This is a genomic window from Candidatus Limnocylindrales bacterium, from assembly GCA_035559535.1.
In the GTDB taxonomy this organism is placed as follows: Bacteria; Moduliflexota; Moduliflexia; order Moduliflexales; family JAUQPW01; genus JAUQPW01.
Window position 1 is genome coordinate 62,126 of sequence record DATMBG010000058.1, and the last position, 19,688, is coordinate 81,813.

9 protein-coding genes are annotated in these 19,688 nt (G+C 46.6%); 6 read left to right on the forward strand and 3 right to left on the reverse strand.

Going from position 1 to position 19,688, the window contains the following annotated elements:
• Positions 1 to 414: 414 nt before the first annotated feature.
• Complete coding sequence (locus tag VNM22_21955) at positions 415 to 1,584, reverse strand: DegT/DnrJ/EryC1/StrS family aminotransferase (protein HWP49836.1); 1,170 nt, start codon at positions 1,582 to 1,584, stop codon at positions 415 to 417.
• A gap of 234 nt (positions 1,585 to 1,818) precedes the next feature.
• On the reverse strand, positions 1,819 to 5,169 hold the full coding sequence (locus VNM22_21960) for an FG-GAP-like repeat-containing protein (GenBank protein HWP49837.1): 3,351 nt from the start codon (positions 5,167 to 5,169) through the stop codon (positions 1,819 to 1,821).
• A 674-nt stretch (positions 5,170 to 5,843) separates the two neighbouring features.
• Here VNM22_21960 and VNM22_21965 point away from each other — a divergent pair.
• On the forward strand, positions 5,844 to 6,485 hold the full coding sequence (locus tag VNM22_21965; protein ID HWP49838.1) for a phosphatase PAP2 family protein: 642 nt from the start codon (positions 5,844 to 5,846) through the stop codon (positions 6,483 to 6,485).
• A gap of 40 nt (positions 6,486 to 6,525) precedes the next feature.
• Here the strand turns inward: VNM22_21965 and VNM22_21970 are convergent, their stop codons facing one another.
• A complete protein-coding gene (locus tag VNM22_21970) occupies positions 6,526 to 7,788 on the reverse strand; it encodes an MFS transporter (protein ID HWP49839.1) in 1,263 nt (420 codons plus the stop codon).
• A gap of 178 nt (positions 7,789 to 7,966) precedes the next feature.
• Here VNM22_21970 and VNM22_21975 point away from each other — a divergent pair, with 178 nt between their 5' ends.
• The 5 genes from VNM22_21975 to VNM22_21995 all read left to right on the forward strand — a co-directional run bounded on the left by VNM22_21975 (position 7,967) and on the right by VNM22_21995 (position 19,639).
• Positions 7,967 to 10,201, forward strand: a complete 2,235-nt coding sequence (locus VNM22_21975; GenBank protein HWP49840.1) for an ATP-binding protein — start codon at positions 7,967 to 7,969, stop codon at positions 10,199 to 10,201.
• A gap of 120 nt (positions 10,202 to 10,321) precedes the next feature.
• Positions 10,322 to 11,611 carry a hypothetical protein gene (locus VNM22_21980; protein HWP49841.1) on the forward strand — a complete coding sequence of 430 codons (1,290 nt, stop codon included), beginning with the start codon at positions 10,322 to 10,324 and terminating at the stop codon, positions 11,609 to 11,611.
• 114 nt (positions 11,612 to 11,725) lie between these two features.
• Positions 11,726 to 15,973, forward strand: coding sequence for a hypothetical protein (locus VNM22_21985; protein ID HWP49842.1), 4,248 nt, complete (start codon positions 11,726 to 11,728; stop codon positions 15,971 to 15,973).
• Complete coding sequence (locus tag VNM22_21990; GenBank protein ID HWP49843.1) at positions 15,945 to 17,288, forward strand: prepilin-type N-terminal cleavage/methylation domain-containing protein; 1,344 nt, start codon at positions 15,945 to 15,947, stop codon at positions 17,286 to 17,288. Before VNM22_21985 ends, VNM22_21990 begins: the two co-directional genes overlap by 29 nt.
• A gap of 164 nt (positions 17,289 to 17,452) precedes the next feature.
• Positions 17,453 to 19,639: an ATP-binding protein gene (locus tag VNM22_21995; GenBank protein ID HWP49844.1), complete on the forward strand. Its 2,187-nt coding sequence runs from the start codon at positions 17,453 to 17,455 to the stop codon at positions 19,637 to 19,639.
• Positions 19,640 to 19,688: the final 49 nt, after the last annotated feature.

The window sequence follows — 19,688 nt, forward strand, 5'->3', positions numbered from 1 at the left end:
ATATCTGGAGATTGGGTAGAACCCTATACGCATCCAGCTAAGAAGGGGAAAAGCCTTAGTTTTGGTCTGGACGCCTCCTGGCCCCCCTCAGGGGGGGATTTAGCAGGTTGCCTGCTAAATCCCCCCTTGGAGAGGGTTAGACATACATGCTAGAGTAAGAAGGTTAGCCCCAGCGGGGGTGACCCGTTTAACTTGAAAAAAAATTCTGAATTTCTGAATCTCCCGACGCAAGTCGGGGGCTACCAACCGTTCGCCCCTGACGGGGCTTTTCAGCTTATTCTGGCCCGCATAGGGGTTAGGAGGGGGTGTCGATCCCAGGTTTAATCCTTCACTTAATGCAGATGGGGTAGAATCCCTGATAGCCGGCAGCCAGAAAGCAGGCATTCGGATAAACTACTCCATCCAACAGGCCTGTTACAGGGTTAGAAATTCCTTAATAGACTGGGTGATATAGAGAATTTCATCTTCCGTTAGCTCCGGAAACATCGGCAGCGAGATAATCTCTTGAACCACACTTTCTGTTTTTGGTAAAGCAGGAGGTCGACCGGAAAAGGTCTTCATGACCGGTTGGAGGTGACAGGGGATAGGGTAGTGGATACCGGTATGAATTCCCTTTTCTTGTAAGAATTGAATCAGTCGATCTCTTTGATTGGAATGTCCTGGAGAGGGAATTCGAATGACATACAGATGATAAACCGCATAGGCCCAATCCTGTTCGGAGGGGAGAAGAAGGGCTTTCCGTGGGCTCAGGGTTGAATCTGAGTTTGTTGAAGAATTAACTTCTTCCATCCCTTCCAGTACCTCCTTCAAACACTTTGAATAAAAGTCTGCCAGGACTCTTCGTCTTTGGTTAAACCCCTCCAGTTTTTGAAGTTGTAATCTGCCGACCGCAGCCTGTATCTCATTAAATCGGAGGTTATGGCCCAGAATTTCATGCCGATACTTTCCCACAAGCCCATGGTTCCGGAGCAATCGGATCTTCTCTGCAAGCTCCGGGTCGGAGGTAGTTACCATACCCCCATCTCCGTAAACTGTCATATTTTTAGATGGATAGAATGAAAAACATCCTGCTTTTCCCCAGGATCCAACCTTTTTTCCTTTATAGGTAGCACCGTGTGCCTGGCAGCAGTCTTCCAGGACAAACAGATGATATTTTTCGGCCACCCTTTGAATAGGATCCAGATGGGCCGGGTGTCCATACAGGTGAACCGGGATGATTCCTACCGTACGGGGCGTTATTTTCTCCTCGAGGAGGGAGGGATTTAGAGTATAAGTTTCGTCAATATCGACAAAGATAGGGGTTGCACCCAGAAGAAGGATAGGCTCTACAGTAGGAAAAGCAGTATGAGAGGGGACAATTACTTCATCCCCTGCTTTAACCCCTAAGGCTTGTAAAGTCAGAAGAATTGCAGCCGTACCCGAAGAGGTCACAATAGCCTCGGAAGTCCCTATAAATTCGGCAAATTCCTTTTCGAATAACTGGCATTGTTCCCCTAAGATATACCAGCCCTGTTCGGCGATCTCCAGGATTTTCTGCTTGATTTCCGCATCGATATAAGCTTTAGATAAGGGAATTGTTCGCATGTTACTCTTCTTAACTCTTTCCAGGCGAACATATTAAATTATCTATCTTATCGAAAAAAGATAACCTCATAAATCCTTGACTGCAAGCAGCACCTTTAGTAACTGTTCTGCCCTTACCCCCAACCCTCTCCCCCAAGGCTCCGGGAGAGGGGGAATGGACCCGGAGATCCACCTGTTTCCCCTCTTCCACACCGGAGGAGAGGGGCTGGGGGTGGGAGCCAGAACCCAGAAAAATCACCTCCCTCCAAAACCCGATACCGGAACATCTCCACTCTGTCCCCACACTAACACCAGTAACACCCTCCTATAACCCCCAACCGAACTCAAGATCCACCACTCCCCACTCCCCGGCCGGTATATCCCAAGATCTACCTTTCCATCTCCATCATAATCCCCGGGTACTGGGATATCCCCTTCTATCCCCCATACCCGCTCCACCACCCTTCCTCCTGCCCCCCTTATCTGCCATCTCCCACTGCTAGAACTCCATACTGCTAGATCCACTCTCCCATCTCCATCATAATCCCCTACCACAGGGATATCTCCTACTCCTCCAAACCCCTGAACCTGCATAGGTCCCTGGCTGGAAGTCAATATCCACCACTCCCCACTCCCAGGTCGAAACACTCCAAGATCCATCCTGCCATCTCCATCATAATCTCCTGGCACCGGAATATCCCCCCCCTGCCCCCACTTCAACATCATCTCCCCTCCTCCTGATAGACTTATCCACCACTCCCCACTAACCCCCCTCCAGAGTCCATAATCCGCCCTTTGATCTCCATTGTAATCTCCTGGCACCGGTAAGTCCCCTGCCTGTCCCCAGCTATGCACATACTCCATTCCTCCCAACAAACTTAACATTACATGCCACTGCCCCGTAGCGGGTCGATAAAAGGCTAAATCACTGATTCCATCTCCATCATAATCCCCAGGGGTGGGAATATCCCCTTGAACTCCAAACGCTATGACGTTGGAAGCTCCTAAAATGTACCATTGACCCGTATCCGCTCTCCACACTGCTAGATCGGTTCGACCATCTCCATCATAGTCGGCCGAATCTCCTCGGGGGGCTATCAGTCTGGGAGAGAAGATCCCCACATAGGGGGTGTCGGTGGTGACGATGATGGTGTGGGTGAGGGCTCCCCCATCACTCCAACCAATCCCCACATACTCAAATCCTAAGGCATCCCTTTGGGGGGAGGGGAGACTCAGGGTGTGGGAGGAACCCAAAGGCCAGGTAAAGCTCTGGGAGGTGATGTAGGGTTGTCCATCTACGATGAAGGTAAGGCCAGGAAGGTTGGTCTGGAGGGTGATAGTTAGAAGCGTGGGAGGGGTAGCCGGGGTGGTAAAGGTCTGGTCAACTCCCAGGGAAGTACCTCCACTGTTTTGAGCTACCAGTCGGAAGTGATAGGTGGTGTTGGGAAGAAGGTTACTCAAGGATTCACTGAGGGAAACCAAAGTGGTGCCATTTCCCAGGGATTGGGGAGGGGTTTGGTTGTCATAGGCCGAGGTGGTTCCCCATTCAAACCAGGCGGTGGTAAGTGAGCCGTTGGGATTGACCGATCCGTTCAAGACAACGGTGGTCTGGGTAATCGATGAAGCTGACCCGGTCAGGGCTATAGAAGCTGCTTGCTCTATGACAAATACTCCCCCTCCATCAGTTCCGGCATAGAGGATATTGGGATTGACCGGGTCTAGGGCCAGGGCATTGACTAAGGTGTTGGTCAGGCCGGTGTTGATGGCGGTCCAGCTTGTTCCTCCATCGGTGCTTTTAAATACCCCATCTCCAGAAGTTCCTGCATAGACGATGTTGGGATTGGTCGGGTTTATGGTCAGGGAAAGGATATAAGAATTGGTCAGGCCGGTGTTGATGGGAGTCCAGCTACTCCCACCATTGGTGCTTTTAAATACCCCACCTCCATTAGTTCCTGCATAGAGGATATTGGGATTGACAGGGTCTATGACCAGAGCATAGATAAAGGAGTTGGTCAGGCCGGTGTTGATGGGAGTCCAACTCCCCCCTTCATTGGTACTCTTAAATACTCCTCCCCCATCAGTTCCTGTATAGAGGGTGGTGGGAGTGAGGGGATCTATAGCCAAGGTAAGGATTCTGAGATCGGTCAGGCCGGTGTTGATGGCGGTCCAGCTTGTTCCTCCATCGGTGCTTTTAAGTACCCCACTCTTATATATTCCTGCATAAAGGGTATCAGGAGTTTCAGGGTTTATCGCCAGGGCATAAACGGATTTGGTGTTCGAGGTGATCCCGCTGTTACTGGCCATCCAGTTGCCCCCTCCATCTGTACTTTTAAATACACCATCTACAAGTATTCCTGCATAGAGGGTATCAGGAGTTCCGGGGTTTATCGCCAGGGTATTAACTCTTTGACCGGTTAAGTTGGTGCTGCTGTCGGTCCAGTTACTCCCCCCATTTGTGCTTTTAAATACTTTTCCTCCACTGGTCCCTGCATAGAGGGTGGTAGAAGTGATAGGGTTTATAGCCAGAGCAGGGATAGAAGTATTGGTCAGGCCGGTGTTGATGGCGGTCCAGCTTGTTCCTCCATCGGTGCTTTTATAGACTCCTTTCCCATTAGTCCCGGCATAAAGAGTGGTGGAAGTTCCAGAGTCTATCACCAGGGTAAAGACACTGATGTTGCTTAAGCTGGTAGAATTCCAACCACTCCCTCCATTAGTGCTCTTATAGACTCCCTTATCAGTCCCTGCATAGAGGATATTGGGATTGACCGGGTCTATAGCTAAGGCAAAGACTTTGTTACCTATTAGACTGCTACTACTCCAGTTAGTTCCTCCATTTGTACTCTTTACCACTCCACCTCCATTAGTCCCTGCATAGAGGGTGGTGGAACTGTTCGGGTTTATGACCAGGGAACGGATAGAGGCATTAGGTATACCGTTGTTGCTGGCAAACCAATCACTCCCCCCGTTAGTACTCTTAAATACCCCACTTCCAGCAGTACCTACATAGAGGGTGGTGGAACTGTTCGGGTCTATGACCAGGACATGGATAAAGGAATTGGACAAGTTGGTACTACTGGAAGTCCAATTAGTCCCTCCAGTGGTGCTCTTATAGACCCCATCTCCATAGGTTCCTGCATAAAGGGTGTTGGAGTCGTTTGGGTCTATAGCCAGGGAATTGACTATGGCAGTGGTCAGGCTGGTGACACTCCAACTTCCCCCACCATCTGTGCTCTTATAGACTCCCGTATCAGTCCCTGCATAGAGAGTATTGGGATCGGCCGGGTCTATAACCAAGGCATTGACCGTGATGTTATTTAGGCCGTTGTTGCTGACAGTCCAGTTAATCCCTCCGTCGGTGCTCTTATAGACCCCACCTCCAAATGTTCCTGCATAGACGATGTTGGGATTGTCCGGGTCTATGGCTAAAGAAAAAATGATCCCACCCTCAGGCCCAATACTGGTCCAATTGTTCACCCCGGCCAGGGCGACCCCTGTCATTCCCATGAACCCTAAGATTCCTATCACAACCCCTGCCCAAATCCTCAAACTCCTCCCACAGACAAAAAAGGTTTCTCCTAGTGTCAATTTTTGTCCCTGTCTCTTCATCTCCGTCTCCTTGGTTTCTCTCAGGCCTGCAAGCGTCCTAACTCCCTCGATACCCCAGACCTGATTTACAAAAAATAGAGCAACCACAGGGGGCTGCCCATTCTTTATGAACCTAAGGCATGAACCCCTTGCAAAAAAGAGGGATCGTAGAGGCGCACGGTCGTATACCCCTATGGAGTCTTTGAATCAGCGTATTGTAGTAACCCAACCCCATTTCCCATCTGTTGGTTTAATGCCTGGTGAGGACGTAAGGTTGTACGTTCCTACCTGAGATGGGTGATAGGCGTATGTCGGTGCCTGGACTTCCTGACCCTGGGTTTGGTTTTGGGATAATCTTTTTTTGAACAAGGTTTTGCGGTTTAAGGGAGTAAGCAAGAGATATGCCAGGTGGGGGTAATACCCCATCTTATAGAAATGTTACCTCATGGACAGCCCTGGTAGTTGACCTGGCGGCTCCTGTGGTCCTATTTAAGGTTTCATCCAAGTCGTCCTCTCTACACCTTAGGCAGTATCTCTATGGTGAAGGAATATAAATTCTCCTACCATCCCATTCTCTTCTATGATTATTCTTGACAATTCCGTTATTTTTTGTAGCCTTATCAAAATAGTAATCCTATACTGCAACAGGTAGGTTATAAAAAGTTAGAATAATTAACCCTTCAGAAGGAAAAAAGATGAAACCAAGTGCCCTGCGAATCAAAGTTTACGTATTGGGAATTTTACTTTTGATAGGTATGATCATGATTTTTGACGCCGACATCCAAAAGACCCTGCAGGATCATCGCTCTACCACAACAGATGGACTGTCCAAAATGGTGAAACCCTTGGGAGATGGAAGAATTGTGGTACCTGTGTTCATCGGTGTGTCGATAGCAGGGGGAGTTTTGCAGGTTCCTTCTCTGGTAAATTTGGGATTAACGACCTTAGGAGCCTTATCCTTGGATGGTATTCTTACAGGAACCCTTCAAGCCGCTCTTGGAAGACAGCGTCCTTTTAAGGGAAAAGGACCCAATAGTTATGATCCCTTTAGTGAAGGAGGCTCATTTCCCTCCGGTCATACTTCGGTCGTTTTTAATGTAGCTACGATTCTTTCTACCCAGTATAAAAGTTACGGCATTATTCCTGTCCTTTCATATTCTTTGGCCGGTCTGGTAGGTTTTTCCAGAATTAACGATAACAAGCATTTTGCCTCAGATGTTTTGGCAGGGGCCCTCGTCGGTATCGTCACAGCCCAATTAGCCCTGCGAATAAGAAAAAATATCAAACAAATCCTGGGTAAAATAAAAGCTTTCTATCGGGCATTTTCGCCTGAGTAGTTCTCTCTGCCGGAGCACACCGGAGCACATTTAAAGCTTTCTAGCTTTCTTCTGGAGGTTTTAAGTTACGAAAATTGTGATAAAGGGTCAGATCATAAATGATTTTGAGACTACCGGCCAGGAAAAAAGGCAAATTCAACCATGAAGCACCGAGTAAAGCTCCTGTGATCACCGGTCCAATTGAGCTGGCGGCAGTTCTGGCTATACTGGTTACTCCTGCAGCAGCCGATCGTTCGTCGGGATCCACTACTGCCATGGTATAGGACTGACGCGTAGGTACGTCCATCTGTGAGATACTAAAGCGTAATAGCAAAACAATGATAGCCGAAGTCAAATCGGGCATCAGGGGTACCAGAATCAGTAGAATATTGGAGGGGATATGGGTAAATACCATGGTATTAATCAATCCAAAACGAGAGGCTATGCGGGCAGCTACCAAGGCGGATAGTCCGGCAAAGATATTGGCACCAAAAAAAATACTTCCCAGGATAGCCGGTTCAACGCCGAAACGGATATGAAACCAATAGGCAATGAGGCTCTGTACGACCAAACTACCTGCAAAGGAATCCAGCATAAAGAGAAGAGATAATTTTAGGACTACCTTGCGGGACCGATGTAAACCGAAGTGATAGGCTGTTGCTTTCTCCCCCGAACCTTGAAGTTGCGTTTGTTCTACCTCAACACCCGGCGATAATTTGGCGAATAATAACCCCAGGGCTATGCCCAGCAAGGCATAACCCATCACAACGGCTCGATAACTGTTGAGGGGGGTAGTACCCCGGTGTTGTAGAATCTCTACTAACAGGCCTGCATTGAAGGAACCCAGGGCCGTTGCGAAGGAACCGATCAAATTATACCAGGCGAAGATCTGGGTGCGATACTTGTTGGGTACTGTTTGTGGAAGGGCTGCCTGTTCAATGGATAAAAAAGGCCCCACTTCACTCCCGCTGGGACTGATTGTTCCGATGATGGCTGCCAGGGTTAACAGAATCATATTCCTGGTTAATGCGAAGACCAAACCCGCAAAGATCATTAAACCTGCGCCCAGAATGAGCATGCGTCTTCGTCCAATACGATCTGCCACCGCCGCCATCCAGAGAGAAATGATGGCATCCCCGACCAGGGTAAGGGTCAAGAGTAAACCAATTTGTTGGTCGGTTAAACCCAGTTGGGTCAGATAAAGGGCCAATATGACAGATAGGAACCCATAAGCAAATAATCGTACGGTGCGGGTACCAAACAGCAAACGGCCATCGGTCGTAAGTGCCTTTAAACTTTGGAATTCGATGAGGTTCTGAAACATACGAAAATTCCCTTTTAAATCCGGTACTGTTAAGATAACATAAGGAGTATAGCTTATCCATATACGATGGTTTTTCTTCCCTTATTTAAAATAAACTTTAAATTCGGTAAATGAATCCCCCCGGGGGGATAATTTCCAGAGCTAGAGTTAAGGCTCGTAGAGAGTATCTCTTTGAGGTATGCATTTAATTCGCCGTGTGCTTAAAAAATTCCGGGAAAGTTTAGGAATCCGGATCAGATTTTTCTTCCTACTGGTAGGGTTATTTCCCCTTATGCTGGTTTTGGTAACCTTTTTGTCTATCGCAGAGAAAGCCTTAAAAGAGGCAACTTACAGCAATTTGCAAGCCCTGGCAGAAAACAAAGCCAAGGAAATTACTCCCCTCATTTCTCGTGCCCAGGCAGGTATCCGGGTTTTATCCAATAGCCTGGTCCTTGCGTCTCTTACGGCGAGTCAGCCGGAGAAAATTGAGGAAATGTACCGTATACAAAGATCTTATAAGCTCTATAAACAGATTGCCCTGGCTAATACAGAGGGACTGGTGGTTGCATCCACAGGATCCAACCGCATAGAAAGTTGGTCCAATCAAGACTGGTTTCGTGAAGTCAGGAGTCGAAAAATTCCGGCCTCAGGCCTTTATTTTTTTAATCCTTCTCAAGCAACCCTTGTTTTTGCAGCTCCGGTTTTGGATTCAGGAGGGGGAGTGTTATATGTTGTGGCAGGTTATGTAGGACTGGAACAGATATGGGAAATAACAGATAAGTTCAAGGTCGGAAAATTCGGTTATATGACCTTAGTCGACCCTATGGGGAGAGTGCTGGCCCATCCCAATAAAGAGATGATTTTGAAACTTTTTAATTCTCAGAAACTTGTAGCAAAAATATTGCAAGGCGATATTTCATCCGGTTCTTATACCCTTTCGGATGGGACCGAAATCATAGCGGCTCATACGCTTTTACCCGCTGAAGCAGATTATTTCCCACCCAAGTGGTATATGATAGCTGTTGAGCCTGAAAGCGAAGCTTTAGCTCCGGTAGAAGCGGTGCAGCGCTGGATCTGGATCACACTAGGGGTAGGATGTGCACTGGCTGTAATTTTGGGTGAGAAAGCGGCTCAAAGTATCCTGGAACCCCTTAAAATCCTGATCGCAGGTGCCCAAAAAATGGCCAGGGGAAACGTAAGAAGCCGGATAAAAATAAAATCTCAAGATGAATTGGGAGTCTTAGGACAAACTCTTAATCAAATAGCTGAAACTCTAGAAGAGCAGATTCAGGTTCTGCGACGACCTACCGATACCAGAACTTTAGAATTAGAGATAAAAGCGGTGGATCGAGCTCAGAAATTGGCAACGGTCAGCAATATTTCTCAGCTTATCAGCTCCACCCTAAATATGGAAGAAGTTCTCCAACTGGCCGTAGCTATCGTAGGCCGTTCCCTCAACGCCAGCCAGTGTTCCCTGTTATTGATCGAAAAGGATGGTCTACACCTTCGCTCCAAATATCAATATCATTCAAACTCTTCCCAAACCGAACTCATTGACGTTCGCATTTCTCTGGATCGCTATCCAGAACTTAAAAAAGCAATCAGAACTCAAAGACCTGTGGTAGTTAATGACGTGCAGATGGATCCACTTATGTACGAATTACGTGATACCTTAACCCGCTTAGGTATACGATCTATTCTCGTTTTACCCCTGATGATCGAGGGAAAACTCCTGGGATTACTGGTTCTGCGTTGGCGGGAGAAAGCCACACTCCTTAAATTAGAAGAAATTCGACTGGGAGAAATCATAGCCAGCCAGATCTCTATAACCCTCAAAAATGCCGAGTTGTTTGCCGAAGAGCGTAGACTGGAACAGATGAAAAATGAATTTGCAAGGATTGGAATTCGTAATATCTTAGAAATTTATAAAATGGAGGAGGGGACTTTAAAATTACAAGAAAAAACAATCCCTTTGGGTTGGCTTATAGAAACTGCTGTTAAACAATTTGAGATACTGGCCAGGCAAGAGTCCATCGATTTGATCATGGAAAGTCCAGAAAATTCTGTTTCGATTCAGGTAGATGATCAGCTTTTCCTACAGGTTCTGATCAATATTCTTCACAATGGGATCAAGTATACTCCCCGGGGTGGAAAGATTACGTTAGGAGTTGAAAAACAAGAAGAAGGTGAGGTCTGTATTAAAATTCAGGATACAGGGATAGGAATACCCAAGGAGTATTTGAGCAGAATTTTTGATAAATTTGTCCAGGTAGAAAGTCAGAAGAAGGAAGGGGACGTCTCGATAGGTCTTGGGCTTTATTTTTGTAAATTAACTATGGAAGCTCATGGAGGCCGGATATGGGCAGAAAGTCAAGAAGGAAAGGGGAGTATCTTTTACCTGACAATCCCTCCGGATCGTGTCATGGAAGGATAAGTTTTTGAGCTGTTTCACCCAACGGATAGGAAGGACACAAAGAAAAGGTTCTCAGGGGTGTTACCTCAATCTAACTTTGAGGTCCTGGTGTTCTGCGTATCTTTGGGTATGTTTCCGGCTATGTCTTTCATCTTACATGAAAGGGGAATGGCCCTTGTGTTAGTCCTTATGGTGAGTGCCATTTTATTTACAGCCCTTCTGACCGGCTATGCGATGATGGAAAGTGCATTTAAAACAGCCGCTATAGAACTAAGCCGGGATCAGGTAACCAGTGTAACCCTGGCCGGGGTGGAAGATGCTCTGACCTGGTTTAGGTCTACGGCTTATGGGAAGCCTCCGGTCAAAACCGTTTTTGATCCCCTTAATGCCGGTCAGATGAGGGGAACCACCCAGGTTCTCTTTCCCGAGACCCAGGATTCTTCCATAGGCATCGTACGGGATTTTCCTATAGGTTTAAATAACCGTTTATTCGGACACTATGAGGTTAAGAACACGCTGGTTCGAGACATTACGAGCCAGCGACTCCCAGGGTCTGGCGCAAGTGGTTTAATCTGGCATATCCAGGTAGATGGGGCCATTTATAAACGAGAGGATGCCTCAGTTCCTTATAACCAAAGCCCGAATCAAGTTTTGCGAACTTTAACCATGGGGGCAGAGATTCGCCGTATGGCATTAAGCCCCCCCCAGGCTACCCTAACGACTTATCTGGCAAGCAACGTCTGGATCCACAGCCAGGGTGAGGTCCGTAATGATAGCGGGACGGCGATTCTCTATCGGGATAATACCGGAAATATTACCAACGATGGACTGTTAGTCGGAGGTCAGGGGGTTATCCTTTCGGATCCCCTGTTTGACAGTGCGGTGAGTCCCCTCACGGTGTTTGGAATGACCCTGGCTGAGTTTAAAGCTTTTGTCCAGAATAATTCCAGCGGAATTTACATCAATAACAGTGCCGATTTTAATTCAAAACTGGTACCTTATCCCAGTAACTCTGCCGCACCACCTATCGTCTATATAGAAGGAAGTTCAGGATTTTCTACGGCAACGATTAATCTTTACGATACCACTACCAATTTACCTATCAATGCTTATGGTGTGTTGGTTGCCGATGGGATAGATTTAACTATTTTAGGAGGCCCGTTGGGATGTGGGACCAATAATTGTGGTCAGTTCACAGGTTTTATTTATGCAAGTGGGGCCCTGTCGGTGGATAACGGGGCGGTTATTTCTGGGGCCATAGTATCTACCCTGAAAAGTCAGGGAATTGGGGGATCTAAAGCCATTCAAATCGGGAGTAACAACGTAGGAGCCATCACACGACTGGTTTACAATGGACCTTATATTTTTTCAGTCCTTAACCAGGCCATGGGCAATTACTCTATATCCTTGGCACCTTATATCCTGAGATAAAGGGGTATGGGGGTGTGGGAGTATGGGGGTGTGGAAGTGTGGGAGTATGGGAGTATGGGGGTGTGGAAGTGTGGGAGTGTGGGAGGCGGACTATATCCAATTTGAATTAAGGGTATGAATCGATTAAAAGAAGCGTCAGGTTTAAGTTTAATAGAACTTGTGGTAGCTACTGCCATCATGGGCATTCTGGTGGTCGGAGCTATTACCTATCATACCGCTGCCTATCGATCTACCACGCTTAATCAAGACCGTGCTTTTTGTACCCAGAAAGCGATTCAACTGGTCAATGAACTCAGAGAGAAAACTGCAGGCACAGATATCAGCTTATCCCTGTTACCTTTCGACCAGGTGATAGAGGATCTGTCTGGAATAGTTCTAGGACAAACTTTTTCTCCAACCCTGAGTCTTCAAGTCAGTCAAGATTTAACCCTATTTCCTGATTCCCCGGCGGCTCCCATCAGTGGTAATATTAAAATAGGAAACCACTGGAAATTTCAAAGGCAGATCGATGTAAGGAGATTTTCCTATACCCAACCTGCCAACACCGAGGAACCCTTGCTGGTAACCGTCCGATGCTTTTATACCGATGTCTCCGATCCCAATAAGGGGGGGCTTCCCCTGGCCGAGATAACCACCGTTATGCGAGGTCTGGTCCAGACTACTCCTACCAATCAGGTTTTCGACCTCTATGTTCTTGCCATCGAAAATATCCCAGGCTGGTGGGTGACCCAGTCTGCTCTTCGCCCTATTATTACCGATTCCATAAGCAAACTGCAGGCGACGAATCCGGGTCTTGGCTATCGCGTTCATTGGATTACTCGAAACGCCTTCGGTCGGGACAAAAGTTATACCCCTTTTATTAATACCAACCCGGATATTACAACAGGGGTATATGATGCCGTTGATTCGGTTTATTATTATCCCGGTCTCTTGCAAACCACGAATAGTAGCTCCTTCTGGTTATTTGATCCGACCTTTTTAAACAAGGGTAAAATTAATCCCGGACTGACAACGAATGGTATAGGCATGCCCATGACCGGGGCCAGTCCGCCGGGGGCCAGTATAACCATTCCTGCAAATACCAATCAAAACTTCCCCGGTAATCCCGTGAATAACACAACTACCCGGCAAATTCTCAAAAGCGCCGGAATGCTCTATGATCCCACAGATCCAGAACCCGATGATCCCACCATGGCCGTTCGTTATGCATTGGCTGATTACTATAACCATGCCGTGCGTTATCCCGATGAATTGACCGAATACTGTATGCGCAAATTCGGAAGTTTACCCAGTCGAAATACGATCACTAAGCTGTGGGAGTGTATTCCCGGTCATCCCCCCCCTAATCTCCCGGCTAACTTTGTTCAACAGTATGCAGAGCCTTCTCTGGAACCCAGTCTCCGTATTTTATTGGAACAACTTTACCAAAACCCTGCTGCCTATCAAAACTCTTTGATTCTTAATGCCCACGGCCAGGTACTTCCCATACCTCCCATGAGGAACTATTCGGACCCTGCCAAATACCCACCGGATTTCCCAGGTGTTCGGGTTGTTACACATCCAGAACAGCTGGAGTATCAAAATGGAAGTAACATTAAGTTACGGGTTTACTCTTTCTTATCTTATATAAATCCTACCTGGACCACATCGAATTGCTATAATAACCTGAACCCTACGTATGGACCAACGGCCATTCTGAGTAGGGACTGTAATCCTTTGAATATAAGTCCAGATCCCTCTAATCTGGATAATGAAGTCCCCCTTGTAATTCGAATTACCGGAAAAGACCTTACCGGTTATTCCCTGAGTAATATATCCGTACAGCGGATTATGGGGGATCCAACGACAGGGTATTCTATGGACTTAGCTCCTACCTCAAAGCCCGCCAGCCCTGATCATAACAAAATGTGGTATAGTCCCTCCTACTTCCTGAATCCTTTAGGAGGAAATGATATCATTCTTCTGCTCTACAATACCCCTTTGCGTCAGGGACTGGCCCCTGATAATACAGGTCTTCCCGATGCAAGACGCCAGGATCTCTATGGGGTGGAATATGTTCCGGCGCCTGTTGGAAACGATTTTAGTAGCAACCTTACCTCGATCAGCAATACAGATTTTAAAAACACGGCCCGTTGGATCATCACTTTAGACAATACTTCGGGGAGATTAAATGACACGCAACTGACCATTGAAACCCGAATCGGGTTATATCGAAACGCCGGGGAGCAAGATCCAGAGTATATCAAACGCCTTCTGGGCCCGGGTTATGATCCAGCCAATCCCTATGTATATATGCCGGATACCCCTCAAACCATTGATAACATCTACCTCTGGGGAAGTATTTATAAGTTTGTTACAGCCCGTGGAATTCCCAGTAATGTTTCCAGGACTTATACATGGATTTCAGATCTTACCTGTAATTCAGCCGGGGCCGATCCCTATCCCTGTATAAATCCTGCCGGTGATGGCTCCCCCTCCCAGCCTTATCGGGCCGGTCCATCGGGAATGCAGGGTCGAGATTTTCCGACTACCCCGCTTCCCAATACCGGGAATCCTTATCGAGCTCCTTTTACCGAGAGGTTTCAGTTCATGGGAGACCCCCTTCACAATCCCTATTTGGATGTCAAGTTGGATCAGCGTTACAACTGGTACTTTCGGAGTATAAGCAACAGTAATGGCCTCAGTGGTTTTATCAATACAGCCAGCGGATGGGATGGCCGAATACCTGTTGATTACCCCAGATTCTCTCAAGTTTATCGAATGGGAGTCCTCAAGAGTCGTTCTATCTATAGCAACATCACGGGAAGACCTTCTTACTATCTAAATCCCGGCGGGGTGATGGGGGCAGATGATGACTGGCCTTCGGCATATCCTCTTATAGAAAAAAATTGGATTCGCATCCCGAAAACCGGATTTGTGGATCGACCCGGAGATGGAAATGATACCTCCAATAATCCAAGCTATATTAATTTAAATGAAATGGTAGGTGGGCAGGGAGGTCGCACCCGAACGGTCCGGCAATTTGATGCAAATCCCCCGACCGGCGCAGCCTGGTATGCTAAAACCTGGTTAGGAGAACTTTATCCAGATCTTCTTTCCGATGGATCTAATTATTATACCCTTAATGATATAGGCTGGAGAGATCGGGGAAATCTCCCTACCAGTAATAGTCCTGTTATTTTCAAAATGGACACAGAAAAGCAAACTTATCTGGGCTATAATGCTTCCCTGGCTACCCAGGATAACGGCCCTCCCAGTTTCTTCAACAACGATACCAGGTACAATCATATTTCCTCAGGGAGTTCCTTTTATCAAACCTGTCAAGGTTTGAACCTGGCCAGTGCTTTTAATTTTAGTTTAAATAACAGGATATTCACAGATCGTCCTTTCAAACCCGATCAGAACCTAGGAAATCCTCCAGAATCGGGTATAACGCCTTATAATACCAGTTTGATGCAAACAAAAATTTCCTTATTCAGTCCCTTTTATTACCAGGATGGGAGTACCGACTGCAATACCATCAACTTCCCCAATCAGTTGGGAAGTGCCTTACTTCAGGTTCAGTTAAACCCCGATACCAGTGTTCAACCCGATGCCGATGATCAGTTTGGATACTTCCTCATGAACGGTTTGGCCCCCAGCGGGGATCCAGACCCAAACCTGGCCGCCAATCCCAATGATTTCTTAGCCAAATTCAATGTCATTGCGCTCACATATGGGTTCATGCTGGCCGGTCAGCCTATACATCCCCTTACCAAAACCTTTCTCCCCCTAAGCCCTCAGAATATCCCCTATGGGAGTATCCCTCAACTTCCCAGGGTTGAAGTTATACGCCCGGATCCAACCGATGTCCAGGCCTTATCAAATCCCAGCACTTTAACCATCGCCTGGAGAATTACCTGGCGACGCTGGGATGGTCAACCCTATACCCCGGACTACGATCCGTCCAGTTTTTATCAAACCACTCCGCTTTATTATATCCCCATGTACTCGGCTGATGGGGTAGAGTGGCGCTATATTATCGGAGATAACGATGTGGTTCCTATTCCCGCCGATAAATGGCCAGACCGCACGGCTTTACCCAAACAAGACGGCGGAACCTACGATCCTATTGTAGACCCTCTTAACAAGATGCATTACCTCTGTCGAGGAGCAGGAACCCCGGATTGTCCGGGAACGATCACCAGCCCCTTAACCCTTGAACAGTATGTCTGGAATGTAACCGCCCTCAATCCTCCTTTAAATCTGGGTGCCTCGAATAACCCTCCCGGACAGGTTTATACCCTCCGGGTTGTGGTTTATCGGAAAAACATCTATAATCACTTTGCCTATCATGACCTACAAATCAGGATCACCCCTTGATAAAAACCGGAACATACTGAGATCCGTATCCGGGATAACGCTGGTTGAAATCCTGGTGGTTGTTGCCCTTATGGGGATTCTTAGCCTCATTCTGTATGATCTTAACATCAGTATCTTGACCTCTAACCTTTTCATTGAAGTCAAAAATGACTTATCCAGCCAGGGTCAGCAGGCCCTTAACCAGATAAAAAATCGATTGATCTCCTCGCGACTCCTGCTGACCGATAAATATAATAAAAGTACCAATACCTGGACCGGGATAGGAAGCTATTATATTAGCCTGCTACAACTCTCCACCCCCTATCCACCCCTCCCTACTATTACCCCCCTCAATCTCAATCCGAGTGGGGATTATTGTAATGTTATTCCCCGAATCGAAAGCCGGACGATTAGTAATCAAACCCGATTGATCACCTCGTTAATACCTTTCGATCCTAACCAACCAGACACCGGGTTAAGTGCAACTAGTATAGGAAATTCCATTTTGTTTGCAGAAACCCTATCCCCTCGTAGAATTCGGCATGTTGCTGTGAACAACACCGTTGAAAATTTTCTCGTAGATACCTACCGCCTCAATTTTTATTACCTTTATCAGAAAAATGGAATTGAGATAGCCAGCAGAAATTACTCTATTGGCTTAATCCAGTGGGAAAGTGAGCCGTTTGCCGATTATGCTCAACTCCGTCAGATCATCGCCTATCTCATCCAACAAGGTGCAGGAACCGCCAATACCCTAACCGATATGTTAGATCAATTAAAAAATCCTTCTATCTCTCCTTTCCAGGAAGAGAAAGGAAAACCCCCTTTAAGCTATGCCTGGGATGTAACCAATGCCACCCTCCTTGATACAACCAACCCTTCCACCATCGCCGCTTCTATCCGCGAAAACTTTTACCATCTGATCTATAACACCACCTTTACACCCACCAATAATACTTCCAAGGCCTTGACATCGGTTGGATCAGACTTTATCATTCCCCAACGGCAGGTTGTGAACCTTCTACCCGGCTTAGAAACAGGAGCTACCCAGGGACGGACTCCTTACTCGATTGCTTTCAATAATAACTCCAGTGGAGGTCTCTCAAACCCTATACCCAAAAATATCCCTCATCTGGTTCCAATCCGTTTCAATCCCTATGATACGACCAGTAGCTTTCCTCACCCCAAATTTATGGGCGGCTTCGAGGTCGGTATTATTCCCAACACGACGGTGGGATATCAGGTCAATTTAAGGTTGGTTCTGATGGCCGATTCTACCATTCTCCGTCGTATGTCTTCTCAAGAAACCATCGTTTTAGTTGCAACAAGAAACTAATCTCCCTTCCCCCAGGAATTTGACCTCACCTACAAGCGATCATGACCTTTCCGGTTTACTGCAAACGTGGAAATCAAAGGCGATACTCGTGAAAAATCGGTACAGATACGGGTTTGACAATATTGTTGACAAGAGCATTCGGTTGTTATTATAATCCCTTTCCTATGAAAGAAAGCTCCAGAACCCAGGTCAAGATTTTCTTTTTACTGATAGGCCTGTTGCCTCTCTTGTCGGCTTCTCTTTTGTTTTTGTCTATTACAAAAAACACCCTCAAAGAGACCACCCACCGTTCTTTACAAATCCTTGCAGAAAGCGTCGCAAAGGATATCTCACAAATTCTGTTGTGGGGCTCCACCGATATCCAGCATCTTGCCTATAGCCCTCTCCCCGGAAACGCAAGCCTCTCGCCGCCAACAGAAATACCTGGTAAGCAGGGGCTCTATAAATTCTATGATCAACTCCTCTTGATTAATCCGGAAGGAAAGGTCATCCCCCCTACCCTGTCTTCTGATTTAGAAAATTATGCCGATCAGAGTTGGTTTCGTAAAGTTAAAGAAGAAAAAGTCTTTACCGTAGTCCTCCATTTTCTTGAGCCTCCACAGGCAGTGCTTATCTTTGCCGCTCCTGTGTTGGATTCAGAAAATAATATTCGCTATATTTTAGAGGGTCAGATCGGCTTACAACGCATCTGGGAAATCACAGATAAGGCCCGAATCGGGCACTCCGGTTATACCATGTTGATCGATAAAACAGGAAGGATATTGGCCCATCCGGATAAAAAGATAATCTTAAAGTTCCTGGATTCTCCGGAATTTCTTAAAAAAGTACTGCAAAATGACTTTAAGATTACCTCTTATACCCTGCAAGGAGCTGAAGTTTTAGCCGCTTCTTCTTTATTAACTTCTGAGGCACGGGATATTTTTCCCGACTGGTATGTGGTGGCCGTTCAATCGGAAAGCGAAGCTTTTGCTGTCATAAAGGCCGTTGAAAGTTGGACCTGGATTATGCTGGGTACCGGGTTATTTTTCGTGGTCATGCAGGCCCTGGAAAGTTATGCCAAAAATCTCAAACGACCGGTCCAGGATCGAATTCTAGAACTGGAAGCCGAACGAGAAAAGGCAAAAAATCAAGCCCAAAAACTGGCTACCCTCAATGATATTGCCCAGATGATTAGCTCGACCCTGGACCTGGAGGAAGTCCTCCGACTGGCCGTGACTACCGCAGGAGAAATCTTAGAAGCCGATCAAGGTGTATTGATGCTTATCGAAAAAGGGGGTGGATACATCCGCTCTAAATATGAATATCATCAAAGTAAATCTCAAACCGAACTGATCAATATTCAGATCTCTTTGGAACTTTACCCTGAACTTAAAAAAGCTCTTCAGACCCAAAAGCCTGTCATAGTTACCGATGTTCGGAAGGATCCTCTCATGCATGAAGTCAGCCATCTCTTGGCTAAATCGGAAGTTCGGTCTGTGATGGTTTTCCCTTTGATTCTTGAAGAAAAGATACTCGGACTCCTGGTCCTCCGCTGGCATGAAAGGATTCGTGTTTTTAAAAGAGAGGACATTTATCTTGGAGAAACTATTGCCAATCAAATTGCCATTGCCCTGAACAATGCCCAGTTATTTATCGAGGGACGAAAGCAAGAACAGATGAAAAGTGAGGTTATCAGCATGGCAGTCCATGACCTCAAAACGCCTCTGGCTGCTATTATAGGTTTTTCAGAACTTCTGATGCGTATCCTTTCCAAGGAAAATCGAATCCAGGAAGAAAGGTACCTTCGTAACATTCTTTATTATGCCAATTTCCTGCTGGGAATGATCCAGGATACCCTGGGAGTCCACAAAATGGAGGAAGGAACCCTTAAGTTGCAAGAGAAAATAGTACCGCTTCTTCTGTTGATTCGATCGGTCGTTGGTCAATTCGAGGTACTGGCAGAACAGGAAGGGATTACGCTGGTGACCCAGATTCCCGATCATCTCCCCTCTATATGGGTAGATGATCAAATTTTTATCCGGGTTATGGCAAATGTCCTCCATAACGGGATTAAACATACCCCTCGAGGCGGAAAAATCGTTCTTCAAGCTGAGAAGCAAGAAAACGGAGAAATTTACATAAAGATTCAGGATACCGGAATGGGAATACCGGCTACCTACCTGGATAAGATTTTCGATAAGTATGTCCAGGTGGAGAGTCGAAAAACCGGATCAGAAATCTCCGTAGGACTTGGACTTTACTTTTGTAAGCTGGCCATGGAAGCCCATGGCGGTCGCATATGGGCAGAAAGCCAAGAAGGAAAAGGGAGTACCTTTTATCTGACGATTCCATCCAACCGGGTCATTTCTTAACCCCAAAAGAGGGAGGGAAGAACGAGGGAGGAGAAGAATAGGCGAGCAG

Coding starts and splice junctions, on each gene's coding strand:
- VNM22_21995 (HWP49844.1), top strand. CDS start 17,453: ATGAAAGAAAGCTCCAGAACCCAGGTCAAGATTTTCTTTTTACTGATA.
- VNM22_21960 (HWP49837.1), bottom strand. CDS start 5,169: ATGAAGAGACAGGGACAAAAATTGACACTAGGAGAAACCTTTTTTGTC.
- VNM22_21955 (HWP49836.1), bottom strand. CDS start 1,584: ATGCGAACAATTCCCTTATCTAAAGCTTATATCGATGCGGAAATCAAG.
- VNM22_21975 (HWP49840.1), top strand. CDS start 7,967: ATGCATTTAATTCGCCGTGTGCTTAAAAAATTCCGGGAAAGTTTAGGA.
- VNM22_21965 (HWP49838.1), top strand. CDS start 5,844: ATGAAACCAAGTGCCCTGCGAATCAAAGTTTACGTATTGGGAATTTTA.
- VNM22_21990 (HWP49843.1), top strand. CDS start 15,945: ATGACCTACAAATCAGGATCACCCCTTGATAAAAACCGGAACATACTG.
- VNM22_21980 (HWP49841.1), top strand. CDS start 10,322: ATGTCTTTCATCTTACATGAAAGGGGAATGGCCCTTGTGTTAGTCCTT.
- VNM22_21970 (HWP49839.1), bottom strand. CDS start 7,788: ATGTTTCAGAACCTCATCGAATTCCAAAGTTTAAAGGCACTTACGACC.
- VNM22_21985 (HWP49842.1), top strand. CDS start 11,726: ATGAATCGATTAAAAGAAGCGTCAGGTTTAAGTTTAATAGAACTTGTG.